Here is a 26,967-nt window from a genome sequence, read left to right as displayed (position 1 = left end):
TTAACCCTTTTGGCCAGCTTATGCCTGGCCTTCGCTTTGTTTGATTTTTTCTACCCAGTACGGGGTCAGTTTAGAGATAAAATTCCATGCGAGCACGAACGCGTTTTCGGGACGGCGATACGGGTCAGGTACATCCACCCGCTGCGGTTCGCCGTAACGGAACACCTTGCCTTCAAGCCACGGATAACGGTGCAACAAATCCATCTTGTGGCCGTTTTCCATCACCAAAATGAGGTCCGCCCACTTCAAAATATCCAGATTAATCTGCCGAGCGCGGTGTGCGCTCATATCGATACCATGTTCAAGAGCAATCTTTTGGCTGAGTTCGTGTGCCGGATGGTCCACCAAGGCACCAAGCCCAGCGCTCATCACTTCAAAATCAGGCCCCAGTTCCTTTTTAAGGCAATATTCGCCCGTGGGGCTACGACAAATATTACCGGTACATACAACGAGAATGTGTTTCATCATCTAAAAATTAAAAAATTATTACAACCGAGACAAGAATAAAATAAAAAGAGCCGTACAAAGACGACTCTTTAAGCACAAAATGTGATCGTCTGCGAACTACAGTTCGAACGCGAAGCCCAAATCCTTGAGAGCCGGGTTCTTGGTATCCTTTTCGGAAAGAAGCGGTTCAAAACCGTTGCCTACCGGCCATTCGATGCCGATTTCGGGATCGTTCCACATGAGGCCGCCTTCGTCCTTCGGGTCGTAAAGGCGAGTGCACTTGTACACGAACGTCGCCGTTTCGCTAAGCACCACGAAACCGTGGGCAAAGCCTTCGGGAATGTAGAACTGCTTCTTGTTTTCGGCAGAAAGCACGACACCTTCCCACTTGCCGAACGTGGGGCTCCCCTTGCGCAGGTCCACCGCCACGTCGAAGACTTCTCCTTCGATGACGCGGACAAGTTTGCCTTGCGGGTTCTTCTTTTGGAAGTGGAGTCCGCGAAGCACGCCCTTCTTGCTGCGGGATTCGTTATCTTGTACGAAAACCATATCCAAGCCGGCTGCATCGAATTCCGCCTTGTTATAAGTTTCCATAAAATAGCCGCGATGGTCGCCAAAGACCGTCGGTTCTACAATCGTCACGCCCTCGATGGAGGTTTTAATGAAATTGAATTTGGACATGTTTAGTTGGTAGTTGGCAGAACTTAGATCGCTTCGCTCTTAGACGAACAAATAAATCTAAGTTCTAAGTTCTAAATTCTAAGTTCTACTTTCCCTTGTACATACTTTCGTAATACTTCTCGTAGTCGCCGCTGGTGATGTTGTCCAGCCATTCCTGGTTATCCAAATACCAGCGCACGGTCTTTTCGATGCCTTCTTCGAATTGCAGCGACGGTTCCCAGCCCAGTTCCTTCTGGAGCTTGGTGGAATCGATGGCGTAGCGGGCATCGTGACCCAGGCGGTCAGTGACGTAAGTGATCAAGTTCATGTCTTCGCCTTCGGCGCGGCCGAGGAGTTTGTCGACAGTCTTGATGACCACTTTGATAATGTCAATGTTCTTCCATTCGTTGAAGCCGCCGATATTGTAGGTTTCGGCGATCTTGCCGTTATGGAAAATCACGTCGATAGCGCGGGCATGGTCTTCCACAAAGAGCCAGTCGCGAACGTTTTCGCCCTTGCCGTAAACCGGGAGCGGTTTCTTGTGGCGGATGTTATTGATAAACAGCGGAATCAACTTTTCGGGGAACTGGTACGGACCATAGTTGTTGCTGCAGTTCGTCACGATCGTCGGCATGCCGTAGGTGTCGTGGAAGGCGCGGACAAAGTGGTCAGAACCGGCCTTCGAAGCGGAATACGGGCTGTGCGGCGTGTACTTCGTGGTTTCGTAGAAGAAGTCGTCGCCATAAGCCAGGTGGTGTTCCGAACTGGACGCCGTAGTCGTGAACGGAGGCGTAATGCCTTCCGGATGGTTCATCTTGAGGGCGCCGTAAACTTCGTCGGTTGAAATATGATAGAATCGCTTGCCTTCGTACTTTTCCGGGAGGCTTTCCCAGTAGAGCTTGGCAGCCTGGAGCAGGGCAAGAGTACCCATGACGTTCGTCTTGGCAAACGTGAACGGGTCCTTGATGGAGCGGTCCACATGGCTTTCGGCAGCCAGGTGAATGATACCATCGACTTTTTCGTCCTGCATCAGCTTGTAGAAAGCGTCAAAGTCGCAGATGTCCATCTTCACGAACTTGTAGTTCGGCTTGTCTTCGATGTCCTTGAGGTTGGCAAGGTTACCGGCGTATGTCAGCTTGTCAAGATTAATAATCTTGTAGTCCGGGTACTTGTTCACGAACAGGCGCACCACGTGGCTACCAATGAAGCCTGCACCGCCAGTAATCACGATCGTTCTTTTCATATTTTTCTCCAATTGCGGGGAAATATAGTAATACTAAACTTTCCAATCGCAGAAGTTCTTGAGCATGGCAAGACCCACGTCTCCACTCTTTTCCTGGTGGAACTGGGTTGCAACCAAGTTATCCTTGCCCACCATTCCCTGGAAGGTCTGCGAGCCGTAAGTCGTTTCGGCAAAAGCGTATTCGGCAGGCACCACCGGGTGGTACGAATGCACGTAATAAAAATCGCTTCCGCTCTTGATACCCTTCATAATCGGGTGTTCGCGCGTAAAGTTCACCTGGTTCCAGCCCATGTGCGGGATCTTGAGGCCCGGTTCATCCTTGAAGCGCACGGCCTTGCCGGGGATAAGGCCCAAAGTCTTGACACCGCCGTCTTCTTCGCTTTCTTCGAGAATAATCTGGCAGCCAATGCAAATGCCGAGAACCGGGTTTCCGGCCTTGACAACCGCCTTGATGGCATCGCCGATTCCTGTGCGGGTCAGAGTTTCCATGGCAGAGGCGGCAGCACCTACGCCCGGGAAAATCAGGCGGGTGGCCTTGGCAATTTCATCGGCATCGCGGCTAGACTTCGCCTCTGCACCAATGTGGGCAAGAGCGTTCATCACCGAAGTCAGGTTGCCGGCATTGTAATCTACTACGATAATCGGATTCGCGGACATAAAACCTCTTTTTCGCACGCAAAGATAGAAATTACCTGTCGCGGCGAATGGTCGGGACGCTCGCCAGCAGTTTTTTCGTGTATTCATGTTGTGGATCAGTGAGCACAGAATCGGCCGCACCACGTTCCACCACGTGCCCAAAATACATGACCAAGACCTCGTCGCTCAGAGCGCGGACCACTTGCATGTCGTGACTGATAAACAGAATCGAGAGCCCGAATTCGCCCCGCAAGTCGTCGAGCAAGTGCAGAATCTGGGCCTGCACCGATACATCCAGGGCGCTGGTGACTTCGTCGCACAAAAGAATCTTGGGCTTGACCATGAGGCTGCGGGCAATGCACAGGCGCTGCCGCTGGCCCCCCGAGAACTCGTGGGGGAACTTTTGGAGAGCCTCTTTCGGCAAGGACACGCGCTCCAAAAGTTCTCTTGCACGCGCCTCGGCGTCAAGAACCTTCACTCCGCGTGCAACCAGCGGCGCCGTCAGAATTTCAGACACCGTCTGGCGCGGATTCAGACTGCTGAACGGATCCTGGAAAATCATCTGAACCAAGTCCGAGACCCGTTTTCCGGATGCAGTCCGGCCTTTTACCACTTTTTCGCCAAAAAGCTTAAATTCGCCGCTATCCATGGGCACAAGCCCGACAAGCGACTTCACTAGAGTCGACTTACCGCAGCCCGACTCCCCCACAATCGAAAGGATTTGCCCGGCCTGCATCGAAAACGACACGTTTTCGACCGCCGTAAAATACTTCTGGACCTTGCCAAGCACTCCGCCGCGAATCGGAAACTTGACCGTAAGCCCCGAAACTTCCATTGCAGGAACATCAACCATTCTTACGCCCCAGCTTCAGTCTCGCCGTCGAGCCCCGCAAGGGCCTCTTGCACATTCTTTTCGGTCGCGAGCAAAATCTGGCGGCATTTACGCAGCAAATCCGTCGCTTCCTGTACCGCACCGGCCAATTCGTCGATTTCCATCTCGGAGTTGTCAATTCGCTCCAAGATATTCTCTAAACGCTCCATTGCGGTTTTATATTCAAAATTTTCGGTACTCATATTTACGAATATAGTTATCTTTAACAAGGTGAGTTTATTGAGTAAGAACAATCGGAGCCTTTTGGACATTAGCCTTGCTTTTGCGGCGGGCGTCCTTTTTTCGGCATGTCTGCATGTTCCCCATGCTCCAAACGACGTTCAAAAAATTTCAAACGTGAGCGTCTTCGCAAAGCAATTCGACGAAGCGATCGAAGAACCCATCAAGATCAATTCCAACGAGCAAGCCGAGCTGATTGCCGAAGTCACGCCAAGCAAGTACAAGAACAAAATCAAGTACTACTGGTACAACGACGACGATATTCTGGACAGCGGTGCGACCTACACCATCAGCACCACCTACATGACCTCCAGTTTCTTGTCAAAGAACTTTATTCCCAACCGGCTTGTCATTAAGGACGAAGAGGGCAACACGCTCGAGACCACGTTCTCCGTCAACGTCAATAACCCGCCGCAGATTTTGGCCGAAACCATTCCGGCCGATGGCGACACGCTGTACGGCAACAGCCACACACCGTTCCTGTTTTCTTGGCAGTCCTTTGACCGCGACGGCAGCAAAGGCCTCGAAAACGTCCTCGAAATCGACGGAACCCAGTACCAGGTGGGAGAACTGCAACAAGTCATACAATCGGGCTTTGGCGAAGGCCGCCACACCTTCCGCATTCTGGTCGCGGATTCCCTCGGCGACAAGGATTCTACCGACAAGCAGGAATTTTTCGTCATAGACGCCTTGGAGGCAGAATGAAACGTCTTGCCGCCCTAGGTCTATTGATTTTGGCGTTTGTCGCCTGTACCGATTCTGACGAATACCTGTTCAACGAGCAGTCCGTTCAAGAAATTTACGTTTCTGCAACCGTCTCCAAGTCTTTCGACGTCGACGCCGTAAAAGCAAAATCCGACACGGTCCAGCCGGGCGACTCGCTCATTTTCTTGACGACGGTTTACCCGTCTAAGTCCATTCGCAACAAGCAGTACTACTGGACCATCGACGGCAATTCCTTTGCAAGCGAATACAGTTTCAAGAAAAGTATCGACATTCCCGGCGAACACAAGGTGGCATTTGTCTTTGTCGACTTTTTCGGCGACACCTTGAGCGACACGCTTTCTATAACCGTCGCCTCTCCCCCGACCATAGACACCGAGCATTTCATTCCGGCAAGCAAGACCCAGAATATTGCCGCCGATACCGCCGTCAATTTCGCCTGGAACATTGACGACCCGGATTCTCTCTGGGAAATCTATTCGCATTTTATTTTGAAGGATAACGAAAAGAACGTCCTTGTAGACACCATCTTGAACCAGGCTTACTTTACGTACCTCAAGGGTCTTTCGCCTTTGCGGAAATACACCTGGAGCGTAACCGCCTACAACGAGTTTGACCAGAAATCCAACGAAGTCCTTTCGTCTTCGTTCTACACCAACGGGCCTAACAAAGAAAGCGCCCTCTCCGGAACAATCACGACCAGCAACGAGCAAGGAGCCTTCAAGTTCAAAGTCTGTCTCTTGGACCAGAACCTCGACACGATCAAGACCCTGACTACCTCCAAGCTGCGCAACGCCGACTTCGACATCAAACCCTTGTCGAAGGGCAACTACCGCATTGTCGTCTCGGTGGACCAGGAAAGCGACTTTACGGCAGAATCCATTCCGTTCCGCTTGGGCACGAACCAAGTCCTGGAACTTGACACCATTATCCTGAAAGACGAAATACCGCCGCGCATCGCATCCCCCTGGAACCGCGATACCATCAACATCGCAGACACGTTGCGGTTCATTGTCGAAGACCTCGGCGGCGACATTCCGACATCGAAGATTCACATTTTCTACGAAAACGATTACCTCTACGATTTCAAGCTTTCGAACGACACGCTCTACGTTCCCTTTACCAAGGAAGCCGCGGTACAGAGCTGGACTTACAAGCCAATTACGGTCGTCGCCTTCGACGCCAGCTACAACCGAAATAAAAAGACGTTCTACCTCCGCCCGAACTCTACACTCCCGGAGGTATTCAGTGAATAAGTTCTTGAACATCTGGCTTTTGGCAGCAACCTTTATTTTGATTGCCTGCGGAGACGAGCACCTCATCGACAAGGATTCTAACGTCCTCACGCAATACGCCTTTGCCGGGCCCGACGGATACAGCACCGAAATTTCCAACCGTTTTGCGCCCCTAGAAGAAGTCTACGTGGAGCAAGGCCAAACGCTGCGGTTCTATGCCGGCTATTCTATAGGCGGGCTCATTTACACCGACGAAACCTTGCAGGCCTATTACAACGGGCTCCTCTGGAAAATCGGCGAAAGCACCTTCAACCTGAATTCGTTCCGATACACCTTTAACGAGACCGGAATTATAGACGGTTCGCTCGAGACCACCGACACCTACGGCGACACCTTGCGTTCCACCTTCAAGATTTACGTGAACACGCCCAACGCCATTTCACTTGAATTCCCGTACAATGGCTACAACCAGGCCGACCCCTCCGAAGACCAGGCCTTGCCGCTCCGCTGGAACGTTTCGGGAATTGACCCGTGGGAAACCGCCCGCTGCGAAGTCTACCTGTCTTACGACCCGGATTCCGTTTGGGTTTCTCCGCTCGGCGCAATCGATTGCAATTCCGAAGGTTCCTTGATGGGTTCCCTTGTCGAAGATTTCGACACCGTCGCCCAAGAAGCGATTGACCTGTACGACAGTTCCTTCACGCTGTATTGGGGCACCAAGATGCTGGTGACCAGCGAAAGCGGCCGCCAGTACCGCGACTCCACCGAAATCTTCCATTTCTCGACAAAGATCTTGAACGAGACTTCGACCATCAAGATCCCGCTGATTTACGACCGCTACCGAGACAATTCCATTTTGCAGACGGTCGCCTACTTGATCGCCAACAACGGCGACACGCTTGAAACGCTCTCCGGCGACCGAATCTCGAATACGCTGGTCGCCAAGGTCGAGCCGCAGCTTGGGCTCAAAATTCTTGTGAAAGAATCTTACCGCAAGGAATACGCGAGCGAAAGCCTTATTGTAGACGTACCCGCCTACACCGTGCTCACGACCGACACCATTGTGCTCAAGGACAATGTCTCGCCGCAAATTGCCGCCTACCACGACACCATCGGCGTTGCCGAAGACGTTGAATTCCTGCTCTTCGACGACGGCTCCGGAATCAACGAATCCAGACTTTCGGTCATTGTGGATTTCGATACGATTCAGCCCAATTATTCCAATCCGGTGCTGTCGTTCCACACCCGCTGTTTCGGCAGGTGCAAAATTGAATTCCTGGGCGAAGACAATGCCCGCAACAAGTTCCCCGATGTCCACTGGTACATCGAGAACACGTCTAGCTATCGAGTCATCACGGGACCTTTCCCGAATAGGGAGTATTAAATGATTAGAATACTCATGATACTCCTTTGTTCTTTGATGGGCTACGCCTTTGCAGAATCGAAAGTCCTGCATGTCTCGACCATTCCGAATAACGCCGACATTTACGTTGACGAAGTGAGCCCCGACCATTCCAAGGAACCGGCCTACGTGTCGCCGGCATTCATCAGCACGGACGACTCGCTCGCCTCCGACATCCTGATTTCCTTGTTCAATCCGGGATTCATGGACACCACGATTCGAGTAAGGCTTTCTGCCAAAGACACCTCGTTCATCATCGTTTCGCAGCAGCCGATTCTGGACGAAGAATTCCTGCGTGCCCAGGAGTCCGACATTTCCAAGCGTAACCGCAGGGTTTTCGGCAAAGACCTCATGAAGTATTCGTTGATCCCCTTTGCCTTGAGTCTCGTGTCAGGCGCCATTACCTATTACGAAATCAGCAAGGCTGACGACAGCAAAAAGACTATCAAGAATTCATCTATCGAATCAGACCGCTACCAAGATGCCCGCGACGAATTTAGGAGTTACCAGCGCAAGGCAAGGACCGCAAAGGGCTTTACCTACGCATCGTTTATCACAGGCGTCTCATTACTTTCTATTGGATTCATTTTTTCATTCTAGGGCTTTATGAAAAAGATTCTACTGACATTTGCACTCTTTTGGGTGAGCGTCATTTGGGCCGAAGAAGGAATCCCAAGCCACGTAGAACTCGTGACCGGCGCCAAGCAAGACGCCCAATTCCTGGGTATTAAAGACGACACTGTGAGCCTCGGCGGAACAATACAGGGCCAGTTCACCGTCATCCGCATTCACAAGAACCGTTTCAAGAGCATTGTCGACGACAACGGCAACGACCTCCTGAACCAGCCCCAAGAAGCCCCTTTACAGGCAAGCGCCCAAGACTCCGTGGCACAAGATTCTACGCGTCAAGACTCCACCGCCCAGGATTCAACCGTTCAAGATTCGACGCAGAACGATTCTGCCGTCGTAGAACATTCCATCGAGACCCCGGTCGAAGGCCAGCATATCTTTGTTTCGTTTGAACGCCGCAATTCGGAATCTGCACTTGCCGAACAACTGGAAAACTTGATTATCCGCTTGCTCAAGGAATCCGGAACGCCCGTTACCTTCATCAACCGTCAGGAATTCGACTTCTGCAACGACGCCATCTGCATCAAGGACTTCTTGAAGAAACACGGGGCGGCATCTGCCTATATCGGACGGATTACCTCGGCAAGAACCCCTGACTCGATCATGGTACAGATGTCGCATTTCCAGTTCAGCGATTCAGCCAAGACCGACCATGTCGCACAAACAAATTTGTCTGCAATCAAGACCTTGAGCGACGCCCTTTCTAAAGACAAGCTCCGCGGATTCGTGCTCCAGCTCCAGGGCGAAAATTTTCCTGTTCAAAACGCCCCCGTACAGCAAGTGGCAAGCAACAAGAGCTACTTGCACGTAGAAACCAACCCCGACGGCGCAAACATCATGACCCGGGGAAACGACGACATTTGCAAGAGTCCCTGCACATTCATCATCGACGATTCCAGCAAAACCGATATCTACGCCTATTGGAGTGTAGACCGCCAGATGTGGGGCGCAAAGGCCGCCATCAAGCCGATTCCGGGCGACACCGCCAAAATTTCCCTGAAGCTCAAACGCGTCAAGCCCGAGCTCTTGATTCACTCCAATCCCGAAGGCGCCTATATCTTTGGCGGCAGCACACCTGTATCCAAGAAATCGAAGCCGATCGGATCTACGCCGAGCAAGTACCCCATTTACGAACCCGGTCTTTCGACCTTCCAGATCCGCAAAGCCGGCTTCCGCGACACCGTGCTGACCGTATTCACCTCGCCCACCGAACTGACCGACGTCGAAATCGAACTCACGCCTATTTCGGACAAGCAGGAACTCGTTTCGCAGCAGGAATGGTTGCATGAACGCAAGAAGGACTTTATCGGACGCACGCTGATGGGTTCGTCCATCGCCCCGATTCTTTTGGGAACGCTCTTTATTTACCTTGCAAACATCGATTACGAAGATGCAGACAAGATAAAACAGGACCTGGACCGCCCCGCCGCCGGTGGCGAAAACTTCCAGGCCAGGGCCGCCGAAAACAAGGATTTGGTCGACAAGGGCGACAAGAAAATGGCTGTCGGAGGCGCCTTGCTGGGCACAGGAATCATCCTCCTGGGCGTCGGATTCGTTTTAACCTTCTAAAATGAACGAAAAAGCATTAAAAAAATGCTTAATATTTATTTTTTTTATCACTCAACCCCAAAGTAAAAATTAAATTTAGACTGATGCGTAAACTGTTACTTGCACTGACTTTATTAGCTGCGGCTTCTCAGGCCGCCGATTTTGAAAGAATCAACTGGCGTTCCCAGCTGTACCTGCAGGGTGAACCTGCGTTTCTGAACTTCAAGGCAGATAAGAAGAAGACCCTGCTCGACGACGGTATCGACACCAAGCTTCTCACGATTCCTGCCTCGGTCGGTTTCCTGTGGTCGCCGCTGATTACCCCGCTTTGGAAGGCGGACATTCCGTTTACCCTTTGGCTCGGTGCCGAAGTCAATTCCATTCAGTTTGGAACGATTGAAGATAGCCCGAAGTACACCTTCAAGGACGAAGAAACCGGTAAAGAAAACAAGAAGAGCCCGCACAACGACGAAGAACTCTGGTTCCTCGCTTACGCTCCGTCCGTGCTCGCCGGTTTCACCTTTAACCTTGGCGGCGACTTTGACCTGCGCGTACTCGGCGGCTTCGGCTTCCAGTTCTTCTCGTTCTACGACGACTATGCCGGCAATACCAAGCAGCACACCGAAATGCTCAAGACGGGCTTTGTGTCTAGCGCCTTGGAATACCGCATTGGCGAAATCTTCCAGGATGTCGACTTCAAGATTGGCATCAACGTCCGCAAGGAATTCCTCCCGTACGAAAACGTCAAGGCTCGCGACAAGGACAACAACCCGAGCCCCTCGCCGTACTCCGACCTCAAGTTCGACAAGATCGAATACAAGTGGCCGGTTCGCGTAGGCTTGGAACTCTCGCTTGACTTCGGCCGTGAAAGCCGCCGTGACCGCCGCATGCGCTACAACCTGCATGACCGCGACGACGTGCTGCGCAAGTACAGCGAAGTCAAGGACACGCTCTCCGATTGGGACTGCATGGCCATTGAACGCGACTACCGCTTCTACCTCGACGAAAACGGTGAGCTCCCCGACATGAGCGAAGCTTACACCCGTACGCAGTTCGCCGACGTTCTTGAAAGCTTCCTCGCCTTCTGCCACCCGGCAGACCTCGCTACCAAGGAAAAGCTCTACTCCACGCTCGACAGCGGCAAGGTGCAGATCAAGGAATACCAGGCCAAGCAGGAAGATTCTCGTTTCGACCAGGTCATGGCCAGCAACGATCCCGAAATGCTTGAAATGTTCTTGCTGTACTACCCCGACTCTCCGCGTAGGGCCGAAGTCGAAGCCAAGCTCCGCTCTCTCAGCGAATACGACAAGTTCCGCGCTATTCAGGCCCAGAACACCTTCAAGGCTTACCTCACTTACTTAAACGACAATCCGAACGGTGCATTCCGCGACGAAGCCGAAGCCGGTATCTTTGAACTGGTGAAGGCCGGCAACCGCCTCAAGGACTACGAAATCTACCTGAAGCGTTTCCCGAACGGCAAGTACGTCGAAGAAGCCAAGGCCGCATTGCAGCAGGCCAAGAACGGCGGCGCAGCAGCTCCGGCAGCCGAAGAACAGTCTATCATTGAATACCAGACTGGCGAAAGCTACAGCGAACCGGAACAGCCGGCTGAAGAAGAACCGGCCGTCGAAGAAGAAGATGCTGTCGAAGAAGAACAGCCTGCCGTTCAGCACAACAACAGCGCAGCCGCAAACAAGAGAGCCGCCAAGATGGAAGCCAAGAAGAAGGCTAGACAGAAGCAGCTCGAAGCCAAGAAGGCCCGCGCCGCCAAGAAGAAAAAGAGATAATCTTCGATAACACTTTTAATTAGACCTGGCTCTGACGCTAGGTCTTTTTTGTTTCCCGATGTCACCTTTTCCAAATTCTATATTTGCCCCTATGAATAAAAAACTCTTGCTTCTTGCAGCCGTTACGTTGTTTGCAGTCGCGGCATTCGCCGCCCCCGACGCCGCCGACTCTGTCGCGCAGGCCGCCCCCGCCACAAAGTCCGCCGGACTCTACACGCAGATTATCGATTGGTACAACGCCCACCTGAACTATTGGTCTATCGCGCTCCTGATGGCCATCGAAAGTTCCTTCATTCCGTTCCCGTCGGAACTGGTAGTGCCGCCCGCCGCCTACAAGGCCTTGCAGCCCGGTTCTGGCCTGAACATCGCCCTGATCGTGGTGGCCGCCAGCATGGGCGCACTCGTGGGCGCCTACATCAACTACTTCTTGGCCAAGTTCCTGGGCCGCCCGATCATCTACAAGTTCGCCGACAGCCGCCTGGGCCACTTCTTGCTGCTCGATACCCAGAAGCTTGAAAAGGCCGAGAACTACTTCCGCGAACACGGTGCCATCTCGACCTTCGTGGGCCGCCTGATTACCGTGATCCGTCAGCTGATTTCGATTCCGGCAGGCATCGCCAACATGAAGCTGTTGCCCTTTACGCTTTACACCTTCTTGGGCGCCACCATCTGGAACTGCGTCTTGGCAGGCCTCGGCTACCTCGCCCACGGCCAGAAGGACATCATCGAGAAGTACAACTCCGAGCTTGCAATCGCGCTCCTTGCCTTTGGCGCCCTATTCATCGGCTACATGGTTTGGAACGCGGTCAAGAAGAAATAAAAGACGTCATTGCGAGTTCTGAAAGAACGAAGCAATCTTCTACAGCATATAAAAGAGACCACCCTGCAGGGTGGTCTTTTAAGTATTTATAAGATTGCCACACGGATTCGAAATCACTAACGTGATTTCATTTTTATAGATACAAAAAAAGGCTCCCCGAAGGGAGCTTTTTCTAAAACGACTGAATCTATATTACTGAGCACCACAAGTGGCAGGACCAGTCACAGTCAGAGACACCGTAGCATTACCGGAGCAATCAGCCGCTGTCAGAGAGGCTGTCGTGTACCAACTTTCCGCCATCGGCACATCATTCACGGAACCACCCACCGGACCGCCAACTCCATTGCAGAAGAAAGTCTTATTCTGGCATGCGAATCCGATAACCACGTTATAGGTTCCAGCCGCCGTAAGTGTAATCTTTCCTTCGTCATTAGCACTCTTGATCGTGTATTCGGCACCTTCAGTCACCTTTACGGCACTGCATGTCACATCGACAACGGTATTGTCGTTATTGCCCACCTTAAGCTTGGGAGCATAGGACGCAACAGCAGCATCAAAGGTCTTGGTAAAGGTGTCAGCACCTTCAACACCCTCCCATGTATAGGACGTAATGTCGGAAGCAGAGGTACAACCGGACACAGCCCAATTGACATCAGGCGTTTCTAGGTAATTGACAGAACCAGTCACACCGACAGGTGCACACTTACAACCCGTAATCGGGTCGCCGTTCACCTGGAGCTTAGAGCACTGAATCGTTTCAGAAGCGCCATCACCCATGGTCACGGTCAAAGAAGCACCTACAGCACCGGATGCGCTATATGTAATGTCGCCAGTCGTAGCACCAGTACCCGTAGCCGGAGTACCGCCCTCGAAAGTCCAGGCAAACTGTGCCTTGGCAAAATCAGCAGGTCTGTAAGTCGCATTGGCCGTGTTTGCAGTGAACTTCCACTTGACCTTGCCGCCCTTGCTAATAGGCGTAGAGGCCGGAGCGCAAGAACCGAGACCCGTTACCGGGACAATGATTTCTTCACCAGCAGAGGACGTCGGCTCCGGGTTATCGATAATCTGCATGGAAGAAGAAGACGGCTTGGTCACGATGTTGAAATCGCCACGAGAAGAGGACGACATCGTGGGGTTCGTGATCGGGCCCTGATTTTCTTCGGAGGAAGAAGATTCCGGAACATCTACCGGTTCCGTACCTTCGAGGTAACTCTGATACTGGGTATAGCAACCCATGTCTTCTTTACAAGTGTTCTTGGCGTTGTCCCTCAGGTTCTGAAGTTCGGGGCTGGCACCGCCAGTTGCCGGATCCAAGGGATACTGCATCGAAATAACGTTATCCATTTCGGTCATTTCATTGATGGTGCCTTCACCACAGGCCCAGAAGCCTGCACTGACCGCAGTCACCATAGAAATACCTACGAATAGTTTCTTATTCATAATAAAACCTCTTTGTCGGAAAAATACATTTTTAAAAATCAAAACGCTATAGGCGTGCTAAATTTCGTGCAGAAAAGCACATATTTTTTGCATACATGGGCTACTAGCACTTGACAAACGTAAAGTCAAGTTTACGTATTTTCCCTATTTATTCTTCGTCCACCGAAATCTTGCGCTGGCCGGTAATAAACTGGTGCACGTAGGGGTTGCTGGTGTTCTTGATTTCGTCCACCGTACCCACTTCGATAATACGGCCATTATACAGCATGGCAATACGGTCGGCCACCTTGAAGGCACTCACCATGTCGTGAGTCACCACCACAGACGTAACCCCCAGCTTGCTCTGCATATCGAGAATCAAGTCGTTGATCACGTCGCTGGTAATGGGGTCAAGACCCGTGGTCGGTTCGTCGTACAAAAGGATTTCGGGGTTCAAGGCGATGGCGCGGGCAAGGGCCACACGCTTGCGCATACCGCCCGAAAGTTCAGACGGCATCTTGGTACGGAATTCCGGCACCAGGTTGATCATCTTGAGCTTTTCAGTCACCACGTCCTGGATTTCGGCTTCGCTCATTTCCGGGTGGTGTTCGCGCAAGGCAAACGCGATATTTTCGCCGGTGTCCATGGAGTCAAAAAGTGCACCCATCTGGAACAGCATACCCATCTTGCGACGGATCGTGTGCGTATCGAAGAACTTGGGCGTACTGATCGTCACGCCGTCCACCGTCACTTCGCCACCATCCGGTTGCAAAAGCCCAATCATGTGCTTGAGAATCACGGACTTTCCGCCACCGGACTTTCCGATAATCACCATCGTCTCGCCACGGCGAATGTCGAGATTCACATCGCAAAGCACATCCTGCGGACCAAAGGACTTCTTTAATCCCTTAAGACGGATGGCGATATCGTTCGGGTCTATTTTTACGTTTGGCATAGCGACACCTTAGAAGAATAGGATGGCATCCAGGACAAAGTCTGCAATCAAAATCATGAGGCAGCTCGAAACCACCACGCTCATGGTCGCGATTCCGACGCCGCGGGCACCCGCCTTGGCATTAATGCCGTGGTAGTAACCCAGCAAGAAAATCAAGGTTCCAAATACAAAAGACTTGAGCGTACCCGACCACAAGTCCATGGGGTCGAACAGGTACTGCATACCGGTCACGTAAGTATAAGTGGTAATGTCGAGGCCGAGCACGCAAACGATCCAGCCACCGATAATACCCAGCGCATTCGAAATCACGGTCAAGCAAGGCACCATGGTAAAGAAGGCCACAAAGCGCGGCAGAGCCAAATAGCGGTAAGGGTCAAGGCCCAGCACCGTGTAGGCGGCCAGTTCTTCTTTTTCTTTCATGGAACCGAGTTCTGCTGCAACGGCAGAACCCACGCGGCCCGAAAGCACGATTGCCGTCAGCAAGGGTCCAAGTTCGATCAGGATCATTTTACAGGCGGCCGTACCCACGAACTTGTCGGCCACCAGGTTATGGAATTCGAATTCAGCCTGCACAGTAGCCACCATGCCCGTAAAGATAGAGGTCACGAACAAAAGCGGCAAAGACGACACGCCAATAGAAATCATCTGCTTAACGATAAGCACCGGGTTCTTGTGAATGTAGCGAACCTGCTTAAGCGTGTTCAACAAGATGCAGACCACTTCGCCAATAGCCGAAATACCGGTTACGATAACCTCGCCAATCCAGACAAATGGAGCTATCAGTATCTGCATCTAGACTTCCTTAGTAACTTCCGAAATCCGTCGGGCCCATGTCGCTAGCGTCGTCGTAAGCGTAGGCTTCGCCACCGCCTTCGCCTTCGGGTGCGGCATCGTAGAAGGTTGTGTATTCCGGAATGAAGGTCATGGGGATATCCTTGACCGAACCGTTACGGTGCTTGGCCACAATCAGTTCCGCAGTGTGCTTGTCTTCTTCGCGGTGAGTCTGCACGAACTTACGTTCCACGAACCACACCATGTCGGCATCCTGTTCGATAGAACCTGATTCACGAAGGTCAGAAAGCTGCGGGCGTTCGCGGCCCTTTTCTTCGACTTTACGGCTAAGCTGAGCGAGCGCGATAACCGGAATCTGCATTTCCTTGGCAAGAATCTTGAGGCCGCGGGAAATGGCGCCGATAGCGACGGCGCGGTTTTCTTCCTTACCCGTCTTCATGAGCTGCAGGTAGTCGATAATCAGCAAGTCGAGTTTGCCCTTGCGCTTGAGCTGGCGCGCCTTGCTCATGAGTTCCATGATGCCCAGGTCCGCATTGTCGTCGACATAGAGCGGGGCCTTTTGAATCGGCGTCACGGCGGCGATCAGCTTTTTCTTTTCGTCGCTGTTGAGGTAGCCGTTACGGAGCTTGCTCTGGTCAATCTGAGCCTGCGAGCAAAGCAAACGCTGGGCCAGCTGCACGCCATCCATTTCGAGGCTGAAGAACGCCACATTCTGCTGGAAGTTGATGGCCGCATTGGCCGCAATCGTAAGCGCGAAAGACGTCTTACCCACACCCGGACGAGCAGCGAGAATAATCAAGTCGGACTTTTGCAGACCGTTCGTCAGTTCGTCGAGTTCGGTAATGCCCGTGCGAATGCCCGTAATGCCGTCCTTGCGGTTGTTCAGGCGTTCCAGGAGCGGAGTCACGAAATTCTGGATCGGTTTCAGGGAATCGCGGATCTGGTCGTCGGCAATGGCGAAGATATCGCGTTCGGCATCTTGCAGGACTTCATCGGGCACGGCCGCCGGATCCATGGCATTCTTGATGACCGCAGACGAAGACTTGATCAGTTTGCGGAGCGTCGCCTTCTTGCGCAAGAGTTCGATATGCCAACTGGCGTTGGCAGAAGACGCCACCGATTCCATAAGTTCAAACAGGTATTCGCGACCGCCCACAAGCGAAAGCTTGTTCATGGTTTCGAGTTCAGCCGCCAGCGTCACCAAGTCAATGGGCGTCACGTTACGGTTGAGCGTACAAAGGGCAGTCCAAATCAGCTGATGCTTTTCCAGGTAGAAAAAGCTTTCGTCCTTGATAATCATGATGGCTTCGCCCATCACGTCAGGATCGCGCAAAATACTTCCAAGCAGGCAACGTTCAGCATCCAGGTCCATGGGGACCTGGCGGCCTTCGTAAGAATTCTGTTGATTTTCAAAATCAGGCATCGTCGCCATCCATCATAATCTTAAGTTCTTTCAATTTACGCCACAGAGTCGCGCGACTGATTCCCAGGCGCTTGCAGACTTCGGTGCGGTTTCCGCCACACACGCTCAAGGCGCGCAGAATGTGCCTGCGTTCCATTTCTTCGAGCGACAGGAGTTCGCCACCGTCTTCGGTTTCGGCGGACTTCTTTTCTGCTTTTGTGCTGCCTTCAAACGAGATTCCCGGCAAGTCGACCGGTTCGGCCTCGATTACCTGGGGTTCGGCATTGTGGTCGCCCTTGATGTGCGGAATCGCCATCGTCTGTTCGCGGGCGCAGGCCTGCACCTCTTCGGGCAAGTCTTCCAGGCGGATCACGCCGCCTTCGGCCAGCACCGTCGCATGCTCGATAATGTTTTCGAGTTCGCGGATGTTGCCTGGGTAAGAATACTTGGTCAGCGCATACAGGGCAGCCGGTTCAAGGTCCACGATGTCCTTGCCCTGGGCGTCCTTGTTTTTCAAAATGAAATACTTGATCAGGTTCGGGAGCGCAGGCTTGCGTTCGCGGAGCGGGGGCAAAAGCAAGTGGAAGGTGTTCAGGCGGTAGTAAAGGTCTTCGCGGAAGCGGCCTTCTTGCATGGCCTCTTGCAGGTCGCGGTTCGTTGCAGCAAGCACGCGCACGTCCAGGTACTGCGGTTGGGTGTCGCCCACTCGCCTAATTTCGTGGCTTTGCAAAAAACGTAAAAGCTTGACCTGGGTCGCGGCAGAGAGTTCGCCGACTTCGTCCAAAAAGAGCGTTCCGCCGTTTGCGGATTCGAACAGGCCCTTCTTGTCGGCGGTAGAACCGGTATAAGAACCCTTCTTGCTACCGAAGAGTTCGCTTTCGACCAGGTTTTCGGGAATGGCGCCACAGTTTACCGCCACGAACGGTTCGGCGGCACGCTTGCTGTAGCGGTGGATCACGTTAGCCAAAAATTCCTTGCCCGAACCGGATTCGCCGGTAATGAGCACGGTGCTGTTCGTGGGTGCGACCTTGTAAACGGTCTTTAGAATCTTGCGCATTTCGGGGGTATTCCCCAAAAGGCCGTCCAGCACCTGGGATTCCATGAGCTGGTTGTTGGACTTGTTCAGCTGCTGCGTCCGCACCTTTTGCGCCGTCGATTCCAGTTGCGAAATCGAAATGGGCTTTTTAAGGAAGGTGTTCGCGCCGCGGGTAATTGCAGAGGCGGCCCCCTGCCAGTTGCGGTCGTCGCACAGCACAAAGATTTCCACGCCCGGGTGAGTCTCCTTCAAAAAGCTCACCATGTCCATATTGTCTTGCATCAAGAAAGGAACTTCGATAAACGCGAGGTCTATCGAATTCTTCTTGACGATGGGCATGAGGTCACTCTCGCGGGTACAGGTGAACAAGGTTGTCCCCGCAACCGACCAAGAGTGCTGGATATCGCCGATAAATTTCTGATCCAAGTCCGCGATCAGGATATTCATCGCGACCTACTACGAATGGCTCTTGATGATTTCTTCGACCTTCGCGCGAAGGGCTTGCAAGTCTACAGGCTTGTTGAAGGTTGCCGCGGCGTCAAAGTGCTGGGCAGTCATCAGGTAGTCCTCGGCAGAGGTACGGCCACCACCGCTCACGGCGATAGTGCGGTCACTCATGTTCAAGCGGCGCAGGTCCAAAATCACTTCGTAACCATCGACATCCGGCATAATGATGTCAGTAATGATCACATCATAGGTCTTATTCTGGTAAAGAGTCTTGGCTTCCTTACCGTTTTTTGCCGTTTCCACATTGTAGCCCTTGATTTCAAGAGCGGACTTGAGCATCAAATTAAATTGCTCGTCGTCATCAATAATCAGGATCGTAGGCACTAGCCCTCCTTCGTTTCAGTTTCCATTGGCCAATATAGATAAAATGTAGTTCCTTTGCCCAAAGTTGTCTGCACGGTAAAGTAGGCATTTCCCTCTTTTAACAGCCTTAAGGCAGAAGATAGACCAAGTCCCAAGCCTTCGCCAGGGGCCTTCGTCGTGAAAAATGGTGCAAAAATACGTTCCAGGGTGCTCGAATCCATGCCCGTACCCGTATCGGAGATTTCGAACTTGGCGTAACTGCCCGCAGGTACCGGCGGTGCATAGGGCGTTACCAGCTGGGATTCGAGAACTTCAGGATAAAGTTTGAAGGTCAGGGAACCGCCGCCCGTTTCTTTCATGGCAAACAGGGCGTTGTTGGCGAGGTTACTGATAATGCGGTCAAGAGAGGCCACAATACCGCGGACCTTGAGGCTCTTGTCGAGTTCTTCGCTATGCACCTTCACGTTAGGCGGCAAGGTCAGAGAAATCTTGCGGACCACGTCTTCGATAATCATGTAAGGCGAGAACACGATCGCAGGCGTTGCCGCGTTCGCATTGCCGCGGATGGCGTTCAATAGTTCGTTGAGCGAATCCTTGCCGCGCTGGGCGGCCTTCTTGGCTTCCGAAATAAACGTGTACACCTGGGACTGTTTGTCTTCGATGACTTCTTGTGCAATTTCGAGGAAGCCCAGCTGCGAGCCGAGAATGTTGTTGTAGTCGTGCGCGAACGCGCCGCAAATGGTGCCCAGTTCTTCGAGGCGGGAATGAATGAACTTCTGTTCGCGCAACATGTTCCGTTCGTATTCTAGCCTGCGCTGTTCGGTCATGTCGACCTTTAAGCAAAGCGTCTTGTAAGGAGCCTTGGCCGCCTGCAGAATCGGAATGTACATGTTGTCGAAGGTCTGCACCAGTTCGCCCATACCCGTAAGGCGGTTCGCTTCGTCCTGCGAAATTTCGGAGCCGTCCTTGTCTTCGAAGGAGGTGTACACCTTGACTTCGCCCTTTTCTCGGGCTTCCTTTTCGTAAACGGAAATGTCTTCGTCGTTGTCACGGGCGCCTTCGCGGGAGCCGCGCTTTTCCAAGTCCAAACGGTTCTGCTTCTGGTACACGCCCAGTTCGCTCTTGTACCACACTCTAAAGGGCAAGGCGTTAATCAGCGTGTTCAGCACGTTTTCTTTTTCGACCTTGATAGAGGCTTCCTTGTTCAAGCGGTCCTGATAGCGCACCAGGTCGTGCGTGTATTCCACGTACTGTTCGTTCAAAGTCTTCAGGTTCTGCTGCAGCAAAAGCGTCTTGGACTGGTCCATGAAAAATGCGACATTCACGATCGTCATCAACGTCTGACGGCACTTGAAGAAATAAATCTTCATCACGTGGGTTTCGCCATTGATGTTCATGCGCACATCGCTATACACCGTCTCCCTGAAAAAGTCGAGGTTCGGCGGGAGCACGTTCTTGATGGACCTTCCACACAAACTAATAGAAGACTGGCCGAGCAACTTGGTGGCACCGTGGTTGACCGCCTTGATCTTTCCGGCTTCGTCGTAATAAATAATGCCGTCTTCGATTTTATTAATTAGCTTTTGCAAAAACCAATGGGCGCCCATATCGCGGAACCTGGCCGAGGTATAGTACTGGCCACAAAGAACCGCAATGAACAATGTAAGGAACTGGTGCCACACAAAGAACTGGAAACCGCCATTCCAGGCGCCATAGCCCTTGACCAGCGGAATCACGAAGTCGAACAGTACGGCCACCACAAGGCATACGCTCAAGCTACCTGCCATGTAGGCACCGGTATGCAGCACCGTCGGGTCTAGCGAGCGGAGCGAACTGCGCAAAAGCTGGTAGATAATCAGCAAGCATGCCGGCAAGAAGAACAACACATACACAATCGTGAACGTTTTGAAGATCGGCATGTACGCAAACGGCAAGATTCCGAAAAAGTCAAAACCCGAAACCGCCTCAGGGCCGACCACGAACAAGAACGTAAGTGCAATAACAAACATGACGCCCACAGAACCCGAAATGGTCTTGTACGGAGTGCGGCGACTGAACAATACCAGTTCGCCCATGTCGTAAAGGGCGACGCCCACGCGGACCCAACAAAGGGCCTGCAAGCCAAAAATCAACTGGCGGCCAATGTAAAGGTTCGGCATTTCGGGCGTGATGGTGCCACTGAAGAAGATAATTCCCAAAATACTGCACGCATTCCAGGCGATGTTTGACACCACCATCATGCGCAAGGGTTTCGGCAAGCGACGTGCCGTCATCTTGTGTTCAAGCAGTACCGGGTAGTATAACGATACAAGAAGGGCTAGTACCGAAAGCACCAAAAGGTATGGAGAATCGGAATACAGGCTCTCTGCCATTTTACTTTACCCGTTTGACACCAAATGTGGATGTTTTATCGTAGTGGTTCTTACCGCTGAATTTTTCTGCGTTCGTGGAATTTTCATTCGGGACGAACACCGTTTCCATATCCAATTTATAAATATACGCGCCCGTGGCAACAGCCCTACCCTGTTCAGACTGCAATCCGACGGCCGTATTTGCCCATTCCACGTAGAACACGATCTTGCCGGACGAAGACAGGTACACGCCAGACGGCACGCTGTACCTGCCAGCCAAGCGGTTCACGTAGCTACCCAGGTTGGTATAAATCGGCATGTTGTACTTGACCCGCAAGGAATCCCAGGCGGGGGCTTCGTTGCCCGAAGAACCTCTCGGGACAGTCATTTCGATTTTCCAGACCGCCCCCTGCACGCTTGCGGAATCGATACCCGCTGCAACCACCTGACCGTTCTGGATCAAGTCGAGCTTGTGGGTAGCGGGGTTCAGCACGTACATGCGTATGTTGTCATGCGACGGCACCTGCGAACGCAATTCGCCGCCCGAACGGGACACCACGTCTTGCATGGTCACCACGAACTTGACCTGCGGATTACCGCTGCTCAAGATCGGGACCCACGGAGAATTCTGTGCAGGCATGTTGCCGTGCGCATCGCGCAGGGCACTGAATTCTTTTGGATGCAGGCGGACAAAGTCACCGTCGGTCACAGCGAGGCGGCTATCCTTGTCGTAAATGGCAGCCATGCTCGTCTTGGTGGCCGCAATGGTGAGCGTCTGCACCGAGCGCTTGTAAATGGCGGTGTCGACATCGGCAATCTTTTCGCGGTAATACACCAGCGAAGAATCCACGACTGCCACCGGTTCGCTCAGCACCATGTCGAGCATGTCGAATTTATCGGACTTGGACATGTCAATCGTCGCCGTCACAATCACGGGGCCGGCCAGGTCTTCGCCGAGCACGGAATTCGTCTCGTAAGAAGCGCCCTTGCCCAAGTGCTGGGCGACAAGGCCTGCGCCCGTAATATTCACGCCCTTCGAAGCGCCCTCGTAAGTACCGCTGGTAATGCCATAGGCAAAGGGCTTGGGCAAGTCAAGTACAGAAGTCATGCCGTCGGCAGCGTAAGTCGGAACCGTGCCCGCCACCCAAAGGGTTTCGGGAGCGGTACGGCCAAAGATTACCGAGATGCTGTCCGGATAATGCTTCTGGTCAATGGCGCGGGCGTATTCAATATACACGCGTTCGGCAACGCCGTCTTCGTCGGCATCCGAGATAGAGGCATACGTCATGGGCACCGGAATCAGTTTGAGCGTAATCGGGAGCTTGGGCTGGCCGCAAGTGGCCGACACTTCGTTACCGTTCTTGTCCTTGATTGTGGCATTCGACAACAGCTGGGCGAACATGCCTTCGGTCACCACGGAATTGCCGTTGGCGTCAAAGCCGATTTCGAATTCCCACACGTTCATCGATTCGTTATAAATCTGCGTGAACTTGACCGTAGGCGCATTGACCGCTGTAGAACCGTTCGTCGCGAACAGCTGCGTGGGCCAATCGGTACCCGGGCTAGAAATCGGTTCGCTGAACTGCATGTACACGCGGTCGCTCGTCGCGGTATCCAGGCGTTCCAACACCGAGACCGCCAACAGAGTCGGCGCAATGCCGTCCTGGTAGAAGTCGGTATGGCTTTCGACCTTGCCGCCCACGTTAGAATACAGCGTAATGGAGCCGCTCGGGTTCGTGTTGATGGCGGTATCCTTGATGTTGGCCTTCACCACGATTTCCTTGCCGTTCTTGCTAATGACATCGGTGGTCTTGAGCGTATCACCTTTATAAACGAATTCCACCGAGTTGAACGACTGGTTTTCTTGGTATTCGTTCGAAATCGTAATCTTCAAGGCGTCCGGCTTATTGTCGCAATCGGTATCGATCATCTTTGCGACATCGATAATCGGCCAAGGCGGCAGTTCTTCGATAATCAAGTCGGCGGTGGCGGGCTCGTAATCGAACTGGGTAGAGTTGCTGACCTTTGCGTACAAGGTCGTCACCATCACCTGTTCAGAGCTTACGTAGAACGTCGCTTCGCCATTCACCAGCTGAATGCTCGTGATAGGAATCGTCGAGGTGGCAGAACTCCAGAAGAGAGCGTTTCCAGTGGTGGTGCCCAAAGTGAGCGTAACGTTCACCGTATCCAAAAGCTGGGCCAAAGAATCGAGCAATTGCACACGGACTTCGACCATCTTGGGTGTACCGCCCGCAGACGTCTGATAAGTCTTGTAAGAATTCTTGTCGAAGCTGAGATAGCGTTTTTCGAGCGGAGTCGTAATGGTATCGATTTCCACATTGGTTCGAACCACCGCGCAGGCACAGTCGTACTTGTTTTCGGTCTTGCTGTTAGCGCCATGGTTATGCCAGCTGACCCATTCCATGTAGTTGTTGCCGTAGGCAAGAACCGTATCCTTGCCAAAGACAAAGGAATCGGTACGGTCTGCAGGTTGGTACACAAGGTTCTGCGGCCTACCGTTCATTTCAAAGTCATCCAGGAAACCCGTCGGCGAAACCTTGCTATAGCCTTCGTAACTTGTCTTGTAGTCTTCTTTTTCTACAGAATAGAACGGAGTCTTGAACGGCTTTTCGAATTCGAGCGTTACCGTGCGGCGAACCTGCGGACCATTTTCGGGAGTGTAATCCGGAGTGTAACCAAAAATATGCTTGCCATGGTAGAAAACCGCAATGTAGGGGTCTTCTGTAAAGGCAACGACCTTTTCGTTATTGGAATTATATTCTAGGAAGGTTGTTTCCGAGCCCTTGAAGTAAGGCGCCTGGGTCAAATCAATCCCTTCAAAGTATACGGGATCGTCTTTAGCAGTGTGTGCCCGGAGCGACCAAGAACCTTCGATATCCTTATACTTCACCGTTTTTACACTGGGGTTATAATCATGGAATACGACCTGAATAATCAACTGTCCCGAAACTTCCAGAACACCCTTTACATTGATAGGCAAATAGTACCCACCCAAGCCGTCGGATTGAGCACTGCCAAACGTGATATTAATGGCCTTACCCATTTGGCCATCACCACCAAAGTTCTGATGGCAATTACCTAAAGCGGCAAGGTTAGGATCATTCAAGTACATGCGGACTTCGAAATCTTCAAAGGGCATAGTATCGTTGTTTGCAATAGACACGATAAACGCATGGCAGTCTTCCCAATTACTGCAAGCAGCCTCGTCACCGTAGGAACTCGGTTTCACGAATATGGCAAGATCCGCATACGAGGCCTCGCTTTCGGTCGTAAAGCTGTAACCAGCACCACCGTTATCGTCGCTAGACATTCCCGAAGAAACGCTAAAGTAGTAGGTGGTTCCTGCCTTAAGATCGGTCAATTCCACTTCGTGGAAGAGTACGGCGCCATCCTTTGCAGTTGCAGATTCGTTCAAGGCGCTCATAGAGGTTCCATACTTCACCACGCCGTTAGAACGGACATCGGTCCACCAGTAAATCTTGGCACTGCGGTGGTCCACCTGGCAAATCGTCACACCGCTAATATTAGGCTTCACATTGGTCATGGTAAACTGGTACCACTGTCCATGGTTATCGTCCGTCGTCATGTTACGCTTGGTGTCCATACCCTCCAAGAAGAAGTAGTAGGTCTGGCCCATTTCAAGGCCTTCAAGCGTGACTTCGCCGCCCTTGGTTGCCTTGGTCTGTCCCACCGACTTTGCGCCGGCCAAATCCGGAGTCGTATTGTAGAACACCGTCACTAGGGCAACTTCGTTCGCATCCCAGCTTACAATAGCAGACGTCTCGGTAATCGGGGTACCTTGAATGTTACTGAACAAGGGGCCTTCGGCATCGATCGGGAGTGTCTGCGCCAAGCTCTGCGCCGGGAACAAGAACTGAGCCGTAAAGTCGATACAGGTTTCGGTCGAGGTATATTTGTTCCAGTCTTCGATCAAAGTTTTGGTCGGTTCGCGTGCACCCATCAAGGCTCCAATCGGGCACTTGTACTTGTAGGGCATACTACCCGCGTTGTAACCATCGGGGTTCGAAGCACGGTTATGCGGATGCTGCGGATTCTTTTCACCGGCACCCATCAAGAACGAAATGTCCCAAGGGTTGGCACCCAAAATAAAGTACATGTTATCGAGAGCCACCTTCAAGTAGCGTTCATCGCCGGTAAGCTCATACATCAAGAAGATGGACACCGCAGTACCCATATTGTAGCGCATCACACCCCAGTCAAAGCTGGTCCATACCAAGTTGTAAGGTGTTATCACATGCAGTTTAGACGGGCCTTCATGCGGATCTCCCGAGCCGACTCCCGGATTTTCGAGCACCAGAGAGTCGCCATCGTTCGTGCTGTTGTCAATAAGTTTTCTAAAGGTTGCCATGGTTCGCATCGAAAGCGAATCACGTTCCGTTTCAGAAAGCCCATACTCGGCAGCAACCGTAGGGTTACTTAAAATCATCTTCTGGAAAGCGAACAGCACATACGAATGAATGTTCTGGTAGTCCGTAGCCCAACCACCCGGCGTAAATCCACTCGTATTTCCTAGGAAGCCGGCCCTAAAGTAATCCAGGTTATAATGGTAGTTGGTTTCGTTGTCAAAAATATTCTTGTTTTTGTAAAGGTTATACTGATAAACGGTATCCTTTGTCGCATACCAAAGAGCTAAAGATGCGGCAGCGCCATCATCATAAAGAGGACCGCCACCGGTATAGAATCCAGGGAAAGCGGTATTACGGCCAGGCAAACCAGCCGTAATGTATTCATCGACCTGTTTCATCACCACATTTTCATAGATATCTTTTGCCGCCTCCAACAGAGAATCAGAATAAGCAGCATCATACACCTTGTAGCCCACCGCCACGTTTGCCATGGCTGCGGCAAACATGCCAGCCGTATTCGTACCGATATCCGTAAGCACTACACGGTCTGGGCCACCTTTAGACGGAGCCTGAGCATCTTGGCGTTCCGGCAAATCCCAAAAGGCGTGGTCCACTTCATCGACGCCAACCGAATGGTACATATCACCCTGAGCAATCAGGCCATCTGCTTTAGACGCCCTATAAAGTTTTAAAAGATAGTCCGCACCGATTTTTGCTTCGTACAGCACATCGGGAATACCATCGGTAAACACCGTATCGGCATAGGAATTTCCGTAGCGGTCTTCAGCCTTGTCTTGGTAAGTCAGGTACACCATCGAAAGCACGTAAGTGGCATAGCCCAATGTTTCGGACACTTTAAAGTGGTCACCGCAGTCATGCCAACCACCCGTCAAGTCATGTCCAATCTTGGAACCGTCTTTCAAGTGGCACGCGCCATGAAAGTGAGACTTGGTATTACCGCAACGCTGAATACCAAAGAACTGCAAAGACATTTCGAGAATCGAATTGAATATAGAAGGGTGAATATGGAACGTTGCCGAAGTATCGTTCCCCACCACTACAAAATATTCACCCGGCGTACTCGGTGCAAGCCCCGTAAAGTCGGCTCGATAAAGAGTTTCCTTTGCAGTACTGACTGAATCTTGACTACCGAACTCATACACGCTCGATATCGAATTAAAAGCGCCGTTAATCCAGATGTTTGGCTTTACCACATTCTGCTTGATCAGGCTTAACGAACCGCTCCAGGCCTCGGCACCGCTATTGGCGTCAATCACCTGGAACTTTGTCGCCTTCGGGTCGGCCACATAGGCGTACTTGTAATCCTGCGGTCTAAAGCCACTCTGGTTTATTCGAATGGGCCTACGCGCAAACGCATTCAGCGAATCAAGATACCGACGGCTATGTACCTTGTCGGTACGGTCCAAATTAGGGAGTTCACTTGCCACGGCAAAGTCCACGGCAAAGAACATCAACAGTAATACAGCCTTTAACACTTTTTTCATAATCTTACTCTTCCTCCCAAAACATTAAAAAAAAGAGAATGCGCCTCCCCAGGCACATTCCCCCCTA

General features: G+C 52.1%; 21 protein-coding genes. 7 read left to right on the top strand and 14 right to left on the bottom strand.

Features of this window, described 5'->3' with window-relative positions:
* Positions 1-18 precede the first annotated feature (18 nt).
* The 6 genes from B7989_RS02970 to xseB all read right to left on the bottom strand — a co-directional run bounded on the left by B7989_RS02970 (position 19) and on the right by xseB (position 4,060).
* Positions 19-465, bottom strand: coding sequence for a low molecular weight protein-tyrosine-phosphatase (locus tag B7989_RS02970; protein ID WP_073056816.1), 447 nt, complete (start codon positions 463-465; stop codon positions 19-21).
* 99 nt (positions 466-564) lie between these two features.
* Positions 565-1,128: a dTDP-4-dehydrorhamnose 3,5-epimerase gene (gene rfbC, locus B7989_RS02965; protein ID WP_088627115.1), complete on the bottom strand. Its 564-nt coding sequence runs from the start codon at positions 1,126-1,128 to the stop codon at positions 565-567.
* Between the two features lie 85 nt (positions 1,129-1,213).
* Complete coding sequence (locus B7989_RS02960; RefSeq protein WP_088627114.1) at positions 1,214-2,350, bottom strand: dTDP-glucose 4,6-dehydratase; 1,137 nt, start codon at positions 2,348-2,350, stop codon at positions 1,214-1,216.
* A 33-nt stretch (positions 2,351-2,383) separates the two neighbouring features.
* Complete coding sequence (gene hisH / locus B7989_RS02955) at positions 2,384-3,007, bottom strand: imidazole glycerol phosphate synthase subunit HisH (protein WP_088627113.1); 624 nt, start codon at positions 3,005-3,007, stop codon at positions 2,384-2,386.
* A 31-nt stretch (positions 3,008-3,038) separates the two neighbouring features.
* Positions 3,039-3,839 (bottom strand): ATP-binding cassette domain-containing protein, encoded by an 801-nt coding sequence (locus B7989_RS02950; RefSeq protein ID WP_088627112.1) that lies wholly within the window; start codon positions 3,837-3,839, stop codon positions 3,039-3,041.
* A 2-nt stretch (positions 3,840-3,841) separates the two neighbouring features.
* Complete coding sequence (xseB, locus tag B7989_RS02945; RefSeq protein ID WP_088627354.1) at positions 3,842-4,060, bottom strand: exodeoxyribonuclease VII small subunit; 219 nt, start codon at positions 4,058-4,060, stop codon at positions 3,842-3,844.
* Positions 4,061-4,214: 154 nt separating this feature from the next.
* Here xseB and B7989_RS02940 point away from each other — a divergent pair, with 154 nt between their 5' ends.
* From B7989_RS02940 to B7989_RS02910, 7 genes are all read left to right on the top strand, one after another.
* On the top strand, positions 4,215-4,802 hold the full coding sequence (locus tag B7989_RS02940) for a hypothetical protein (RefSeq protein ID WP_144264950.1): 588 nt from the start codon (positions 4,215-4,217) through the stop codon (positions 4,800-4,802).
* Complete coding sequence (locus tag B7989_RS02935) at positions 4,799-6,076, top strand: hypothetical protein (protein WP_088627110.1); 1,278 nt, start codon at positions 4,799-4,801, stop codon at positions 6,074-6,076. Before B7989_RS02940 ends, B7989_RS02935 begins: the two co-directional genes overlap by 4 nt.
* On the top strand, positions 6,069-7,439 hold the full coding sequence (locus B7989_RS02930; RefSeq protein WP_088627109.1) for a hypothetical protein: 1,371 nt from the start codon (positions 6,069-6,071) through the stop codon (positions 7,437-7,439). Before B7989_RS02935 ends, B7989_RS02930 begins: the two co-directional genes overlap by 8 nt.
* On the top strand, positions 7,440-8,057 hold the full coding sequence (locus B7989_RS02925; protein ID WP_144264949.1) for a hypothetical protein: 618 nt from the start codon (positions 7,440-7,442) through the stop codon (positions 8,055-8,057).
* Positions 8,058-8,063: 6 nt separating this feature from the next.
* Positions 8,064-9,656, top strand: a complete 1,593-nt coding sequence (locus B7989_RS02920) for a hypothetical protein (RefSeq protein ID WP_088627107.1) — start codon at positions 8,064-8,066, stop codon at positions 9,654-9,656.
* Between the two features lie 83 nt (positions 9,657-9,739).
* Positions 9,740-11,422: a tol-pal system YbgF family protein gene (locus tag B7989_RS02915; RefSeq protein WP_088627106.1), complete on the top strand. Its 1,683-nt coding sequence runs from the start codon at positions 9,740-9,742 to the stop codon at positions 11,420-11,422.
* Positions 11,423-11,513: 91 nt separating this feature from the next.
* A complete protein-coding gene (locus B7989_RS02910; protein ID WP_088627105.1) occupies positions 11,514-12,242 on the top strand; it encodes a DedA family protein in 729 nt (242 codons plus the stop codon).
* Between the two features lie 192 nt (positions 12,243-12,434).
* Here B7989_RS02910 and B7989_RS02905 read toward each other — a convergent pair whose 3' ends face one another.
* From B7989_RS02905 to B7989_RS02870, 8 genes are all read right to left on the bottom strand, one after another.
* The gene (locus tag B7989_RS02905; RefSeq protein WP_088627104.1) at positions 12,435-13,682 is read right to left on the bottom strand and encodes a hypothetical protein; all 1,248 of its coding nucleotides are present in this window, start codon (positions 13,680-13,682) and stop codon (positions 12,435-12,437) included.
* Between the two features lie 148 nt (positions 13,683-13,830).
* Positions 13,831-14,616, bottom strand: a complete 786-nt coding sequence (locus tag B7989_RS02900) for an ABC transporter ATP-binding protein (protein ID WP_088627103.1) — start codon at positions 14,614-14,616, stop codon at positions 13,831-13,833.
* Positions 14,617-14,625: 9 nt separating this feature from the next.
* Positions 14,626-15,408 carry an ABC transporter permease gene (locus B7989_RS02895; protein WP_088627102.1) on the bottom strand — a complete coding sequence of 261 codons (783 nt, stop codon included), beginning with the start codon at positions 15,406-15,408 and terminating at the stop codon, positions 14,626-14,628.
* Between the two features lie 10 nt (positions 15,409-15,418).
* Positions 15,419-16,831, bottom strand: a complete 1,413-nt coding sequence (dnaB, locus tag B7989_RS02890; RefSeq protein WP_088627101.1) for a replicative DNA helicase — start codon at positions 16,829-16,831, stop codon at positions 15,419-15,421.
* Complete coding sequence (locus B7989_RS02885) at positions 16,824-18,293, bottom strand: sigma-54 dependent transcriptional regulator (protein ID WP_088627100.1); 1,470 nt, start codon at positions 18,291-18,293, stop codon at positions 16,824-16,826. Before B7989_RS02885 ends, dnaB begins: the two co-directional genes overlap by 8 nt.
* Before the next feature lie 9 nt (positions 18,294-18,302).
* Positions 18,303-18,677, bottom strand: a complete 375-nt coding sequence (locus B7989_RS02880; RefSeq protein WP_073056863.1) for a response regulator — start codon at positions 18,675-18,677, stop codon at positions 18,303-18,305.
* A complete protein-coding gene (locus B7989_RS02875; RefSeq protein ID WP_088627099.1) occupies positions 18,677-21,028 on the bottom strand; it encodes an ATP-binding protein in 2,352 nt (783 codons plus the stop codon). Before B7989_RS02875 ends, B7989_RS02880 begins: the two co-directional genes overlap by 1 nt.
* A gap of 1 nt (position 21,029) precedes the next feature.
* Positions 21,030-26,900 (bottom strand): glycoside hydrolase family 9 protein, encoded by a 5,871-nt coding sequence (locus B7989_RS02870; RefSeq protein WP_088627098.1) that lies wholly within the window; start codon positions 26,898-26,900, stop codon positions 21,030-21,032.
* Between the last annotated feature and the right edge of the window lie 67 nt (positions 26,901-26,967).

The sequence above is a fragment of the Fibrobacter sp. UWB5 genome, assembly GCF_002210295.1.
Taxonomy (GTDB): Bacteria; Fibrobacterota; Fibrobacteria; order Fibrobacterales; family Fibrobacteraceae; genus Fibrobacter.
Note: the sequence above shows the minus strand (reverse complement) of the source record. Positions and strands in the feature narration are given on the sequence as shown.

What these genes read in the sequence shown, in the direction of transcription:
- B7989_RS02970 (WP_073056816.1), bottom strand. Translation starts at nt 465, where the DNA reads ATGAAACACATTCTCGTTGTATGTACCGGTAATATTTGTCGTAGCCCC.
- rfbC (WP_088627115.1), bottom strand. Translation starts at nt 1,128, where the DNA reads ATGTCCAAATTCAATTTCATTAAAACCTCCATCGAGGGCGTGACGATT.
- B7989_RS02960 (WP_088627114.1), bottom strand. Translation starts at nt 2,350, where the DNA reads ATGAAAAGAACGATCGTGATTACTGGCGGTGCAGGCTTCATTGGTAGC.
- hisH (WP_088627113.1), bottom strand. Translation starts at nt 3,007, where the DNA reads ATGTCCGCGAATCCGATTATCGTAGTAGATTACAATGCCGGCAACCTG.
- B7989_RS02950 (WP_088627112.1), bottom strand. Translation starts at nt 3,839, where the DNA reads ATGGTTGATGTTCCTGCAATGGAAGTTTCGGGGCTTACGGTCAAGTTT.
- xseB (WP_088627354.1), bottom strand. Translation starts at nt 4,060, where the DNA reads ATGAGTACCGAAAATTTTGAATATAAAACCGCAATGGAGCGTTTAGAG.
- B7989_RS02935 (WP_088627110.1), top strand. Translation starts at nt 4,799, where the DNA reads ATGAAACGTCTTGCCGCCCTAGGTCTATTGATTTTGGCGTTTGTCGCC.
- B7989_RS02925 (WP_144264949.1), top strand. Translation starts at nt 7,440, where the DNA reads ATGATTAGAATACTCATGATACTCCTTTGTTCTTTGATGGGCTACGCC.
- B7989_RS02920 (WP_088627107.1), top strand. Translation starts at nt 8,064, where the DNA reads ATGAAAAAGATTCTACTGACATTTGCACTCTTTTGGGTGAGCGTCATT.
- B7989_RS02915 (WP_088627106.1), top strand. Translation starts at nt 9,740, where the DNA reads ATGCGTAAACTGTTACTTGCACTGACTTTATTAGCTGCGGCTTCTCAG.
- B7989_RS02910 (WP_088627105.1), top strand. Translation starts at nt 11,514, where the DNA reads ATGAATAAAAAACTCTTGCTTCTTGCAGCCGTTACGTTGTTTGCAGTC.
- B7989_RS02905 (WP_088627104.1), bottom strand. Translation starts at nt 13,682, where the DNA reads ATGAATAAGAAACTATTCGTAGGTATTTCTATGGTGACTGCGGTCAGT.
- B7989_RS02900 (WP_088627103.1), bottom strand. Translation starts at nt 14,616, where the DNA reads ATGCCAAACGTAAAAATAGACCCGAACGATATCGCCATCCGTCTTAAG.
- B7989_RS02895 (WP_088627102.1), bottom strand. Translation starts at nt 15,408, where the DNA reads ATGCAGATACTGATAGCTCCATTTGTCTGGATTGGCGAGGTTATCGTA.
- dnaB (WP_088627101.1), bottom strand. Translation starts at nt 16,831, where the DNA reads ATGCCTGATTTTGAAAATCAACAGAATTCTTACGAAGGCCGCCAGGTC.
- B7989_RS02885 (WP_088627100.1), bottom strand. Translation starts at nt 18,293, where the DNA reads ATGAATATCCTGATCGCGGACTTGGATCAGAAATTTATCGGCGATATC.
- B7989_RS02875 (WP_088627099.1), bottom strand. Translation starts at nt 21,028, where the DNA reads ATGGCAGAGAGCCTGTATTCCGATTCTCCATACCTTTTGGTGCTTTCG.
- B7989_RS02870 (WP_088627098.1), bottom strand. Translation starts at nt 26,900, where the DNA reads ATGAAAAAAGTGTTAAAGGCTGTATTACTGTTGATGTTCTTTGCCGTG.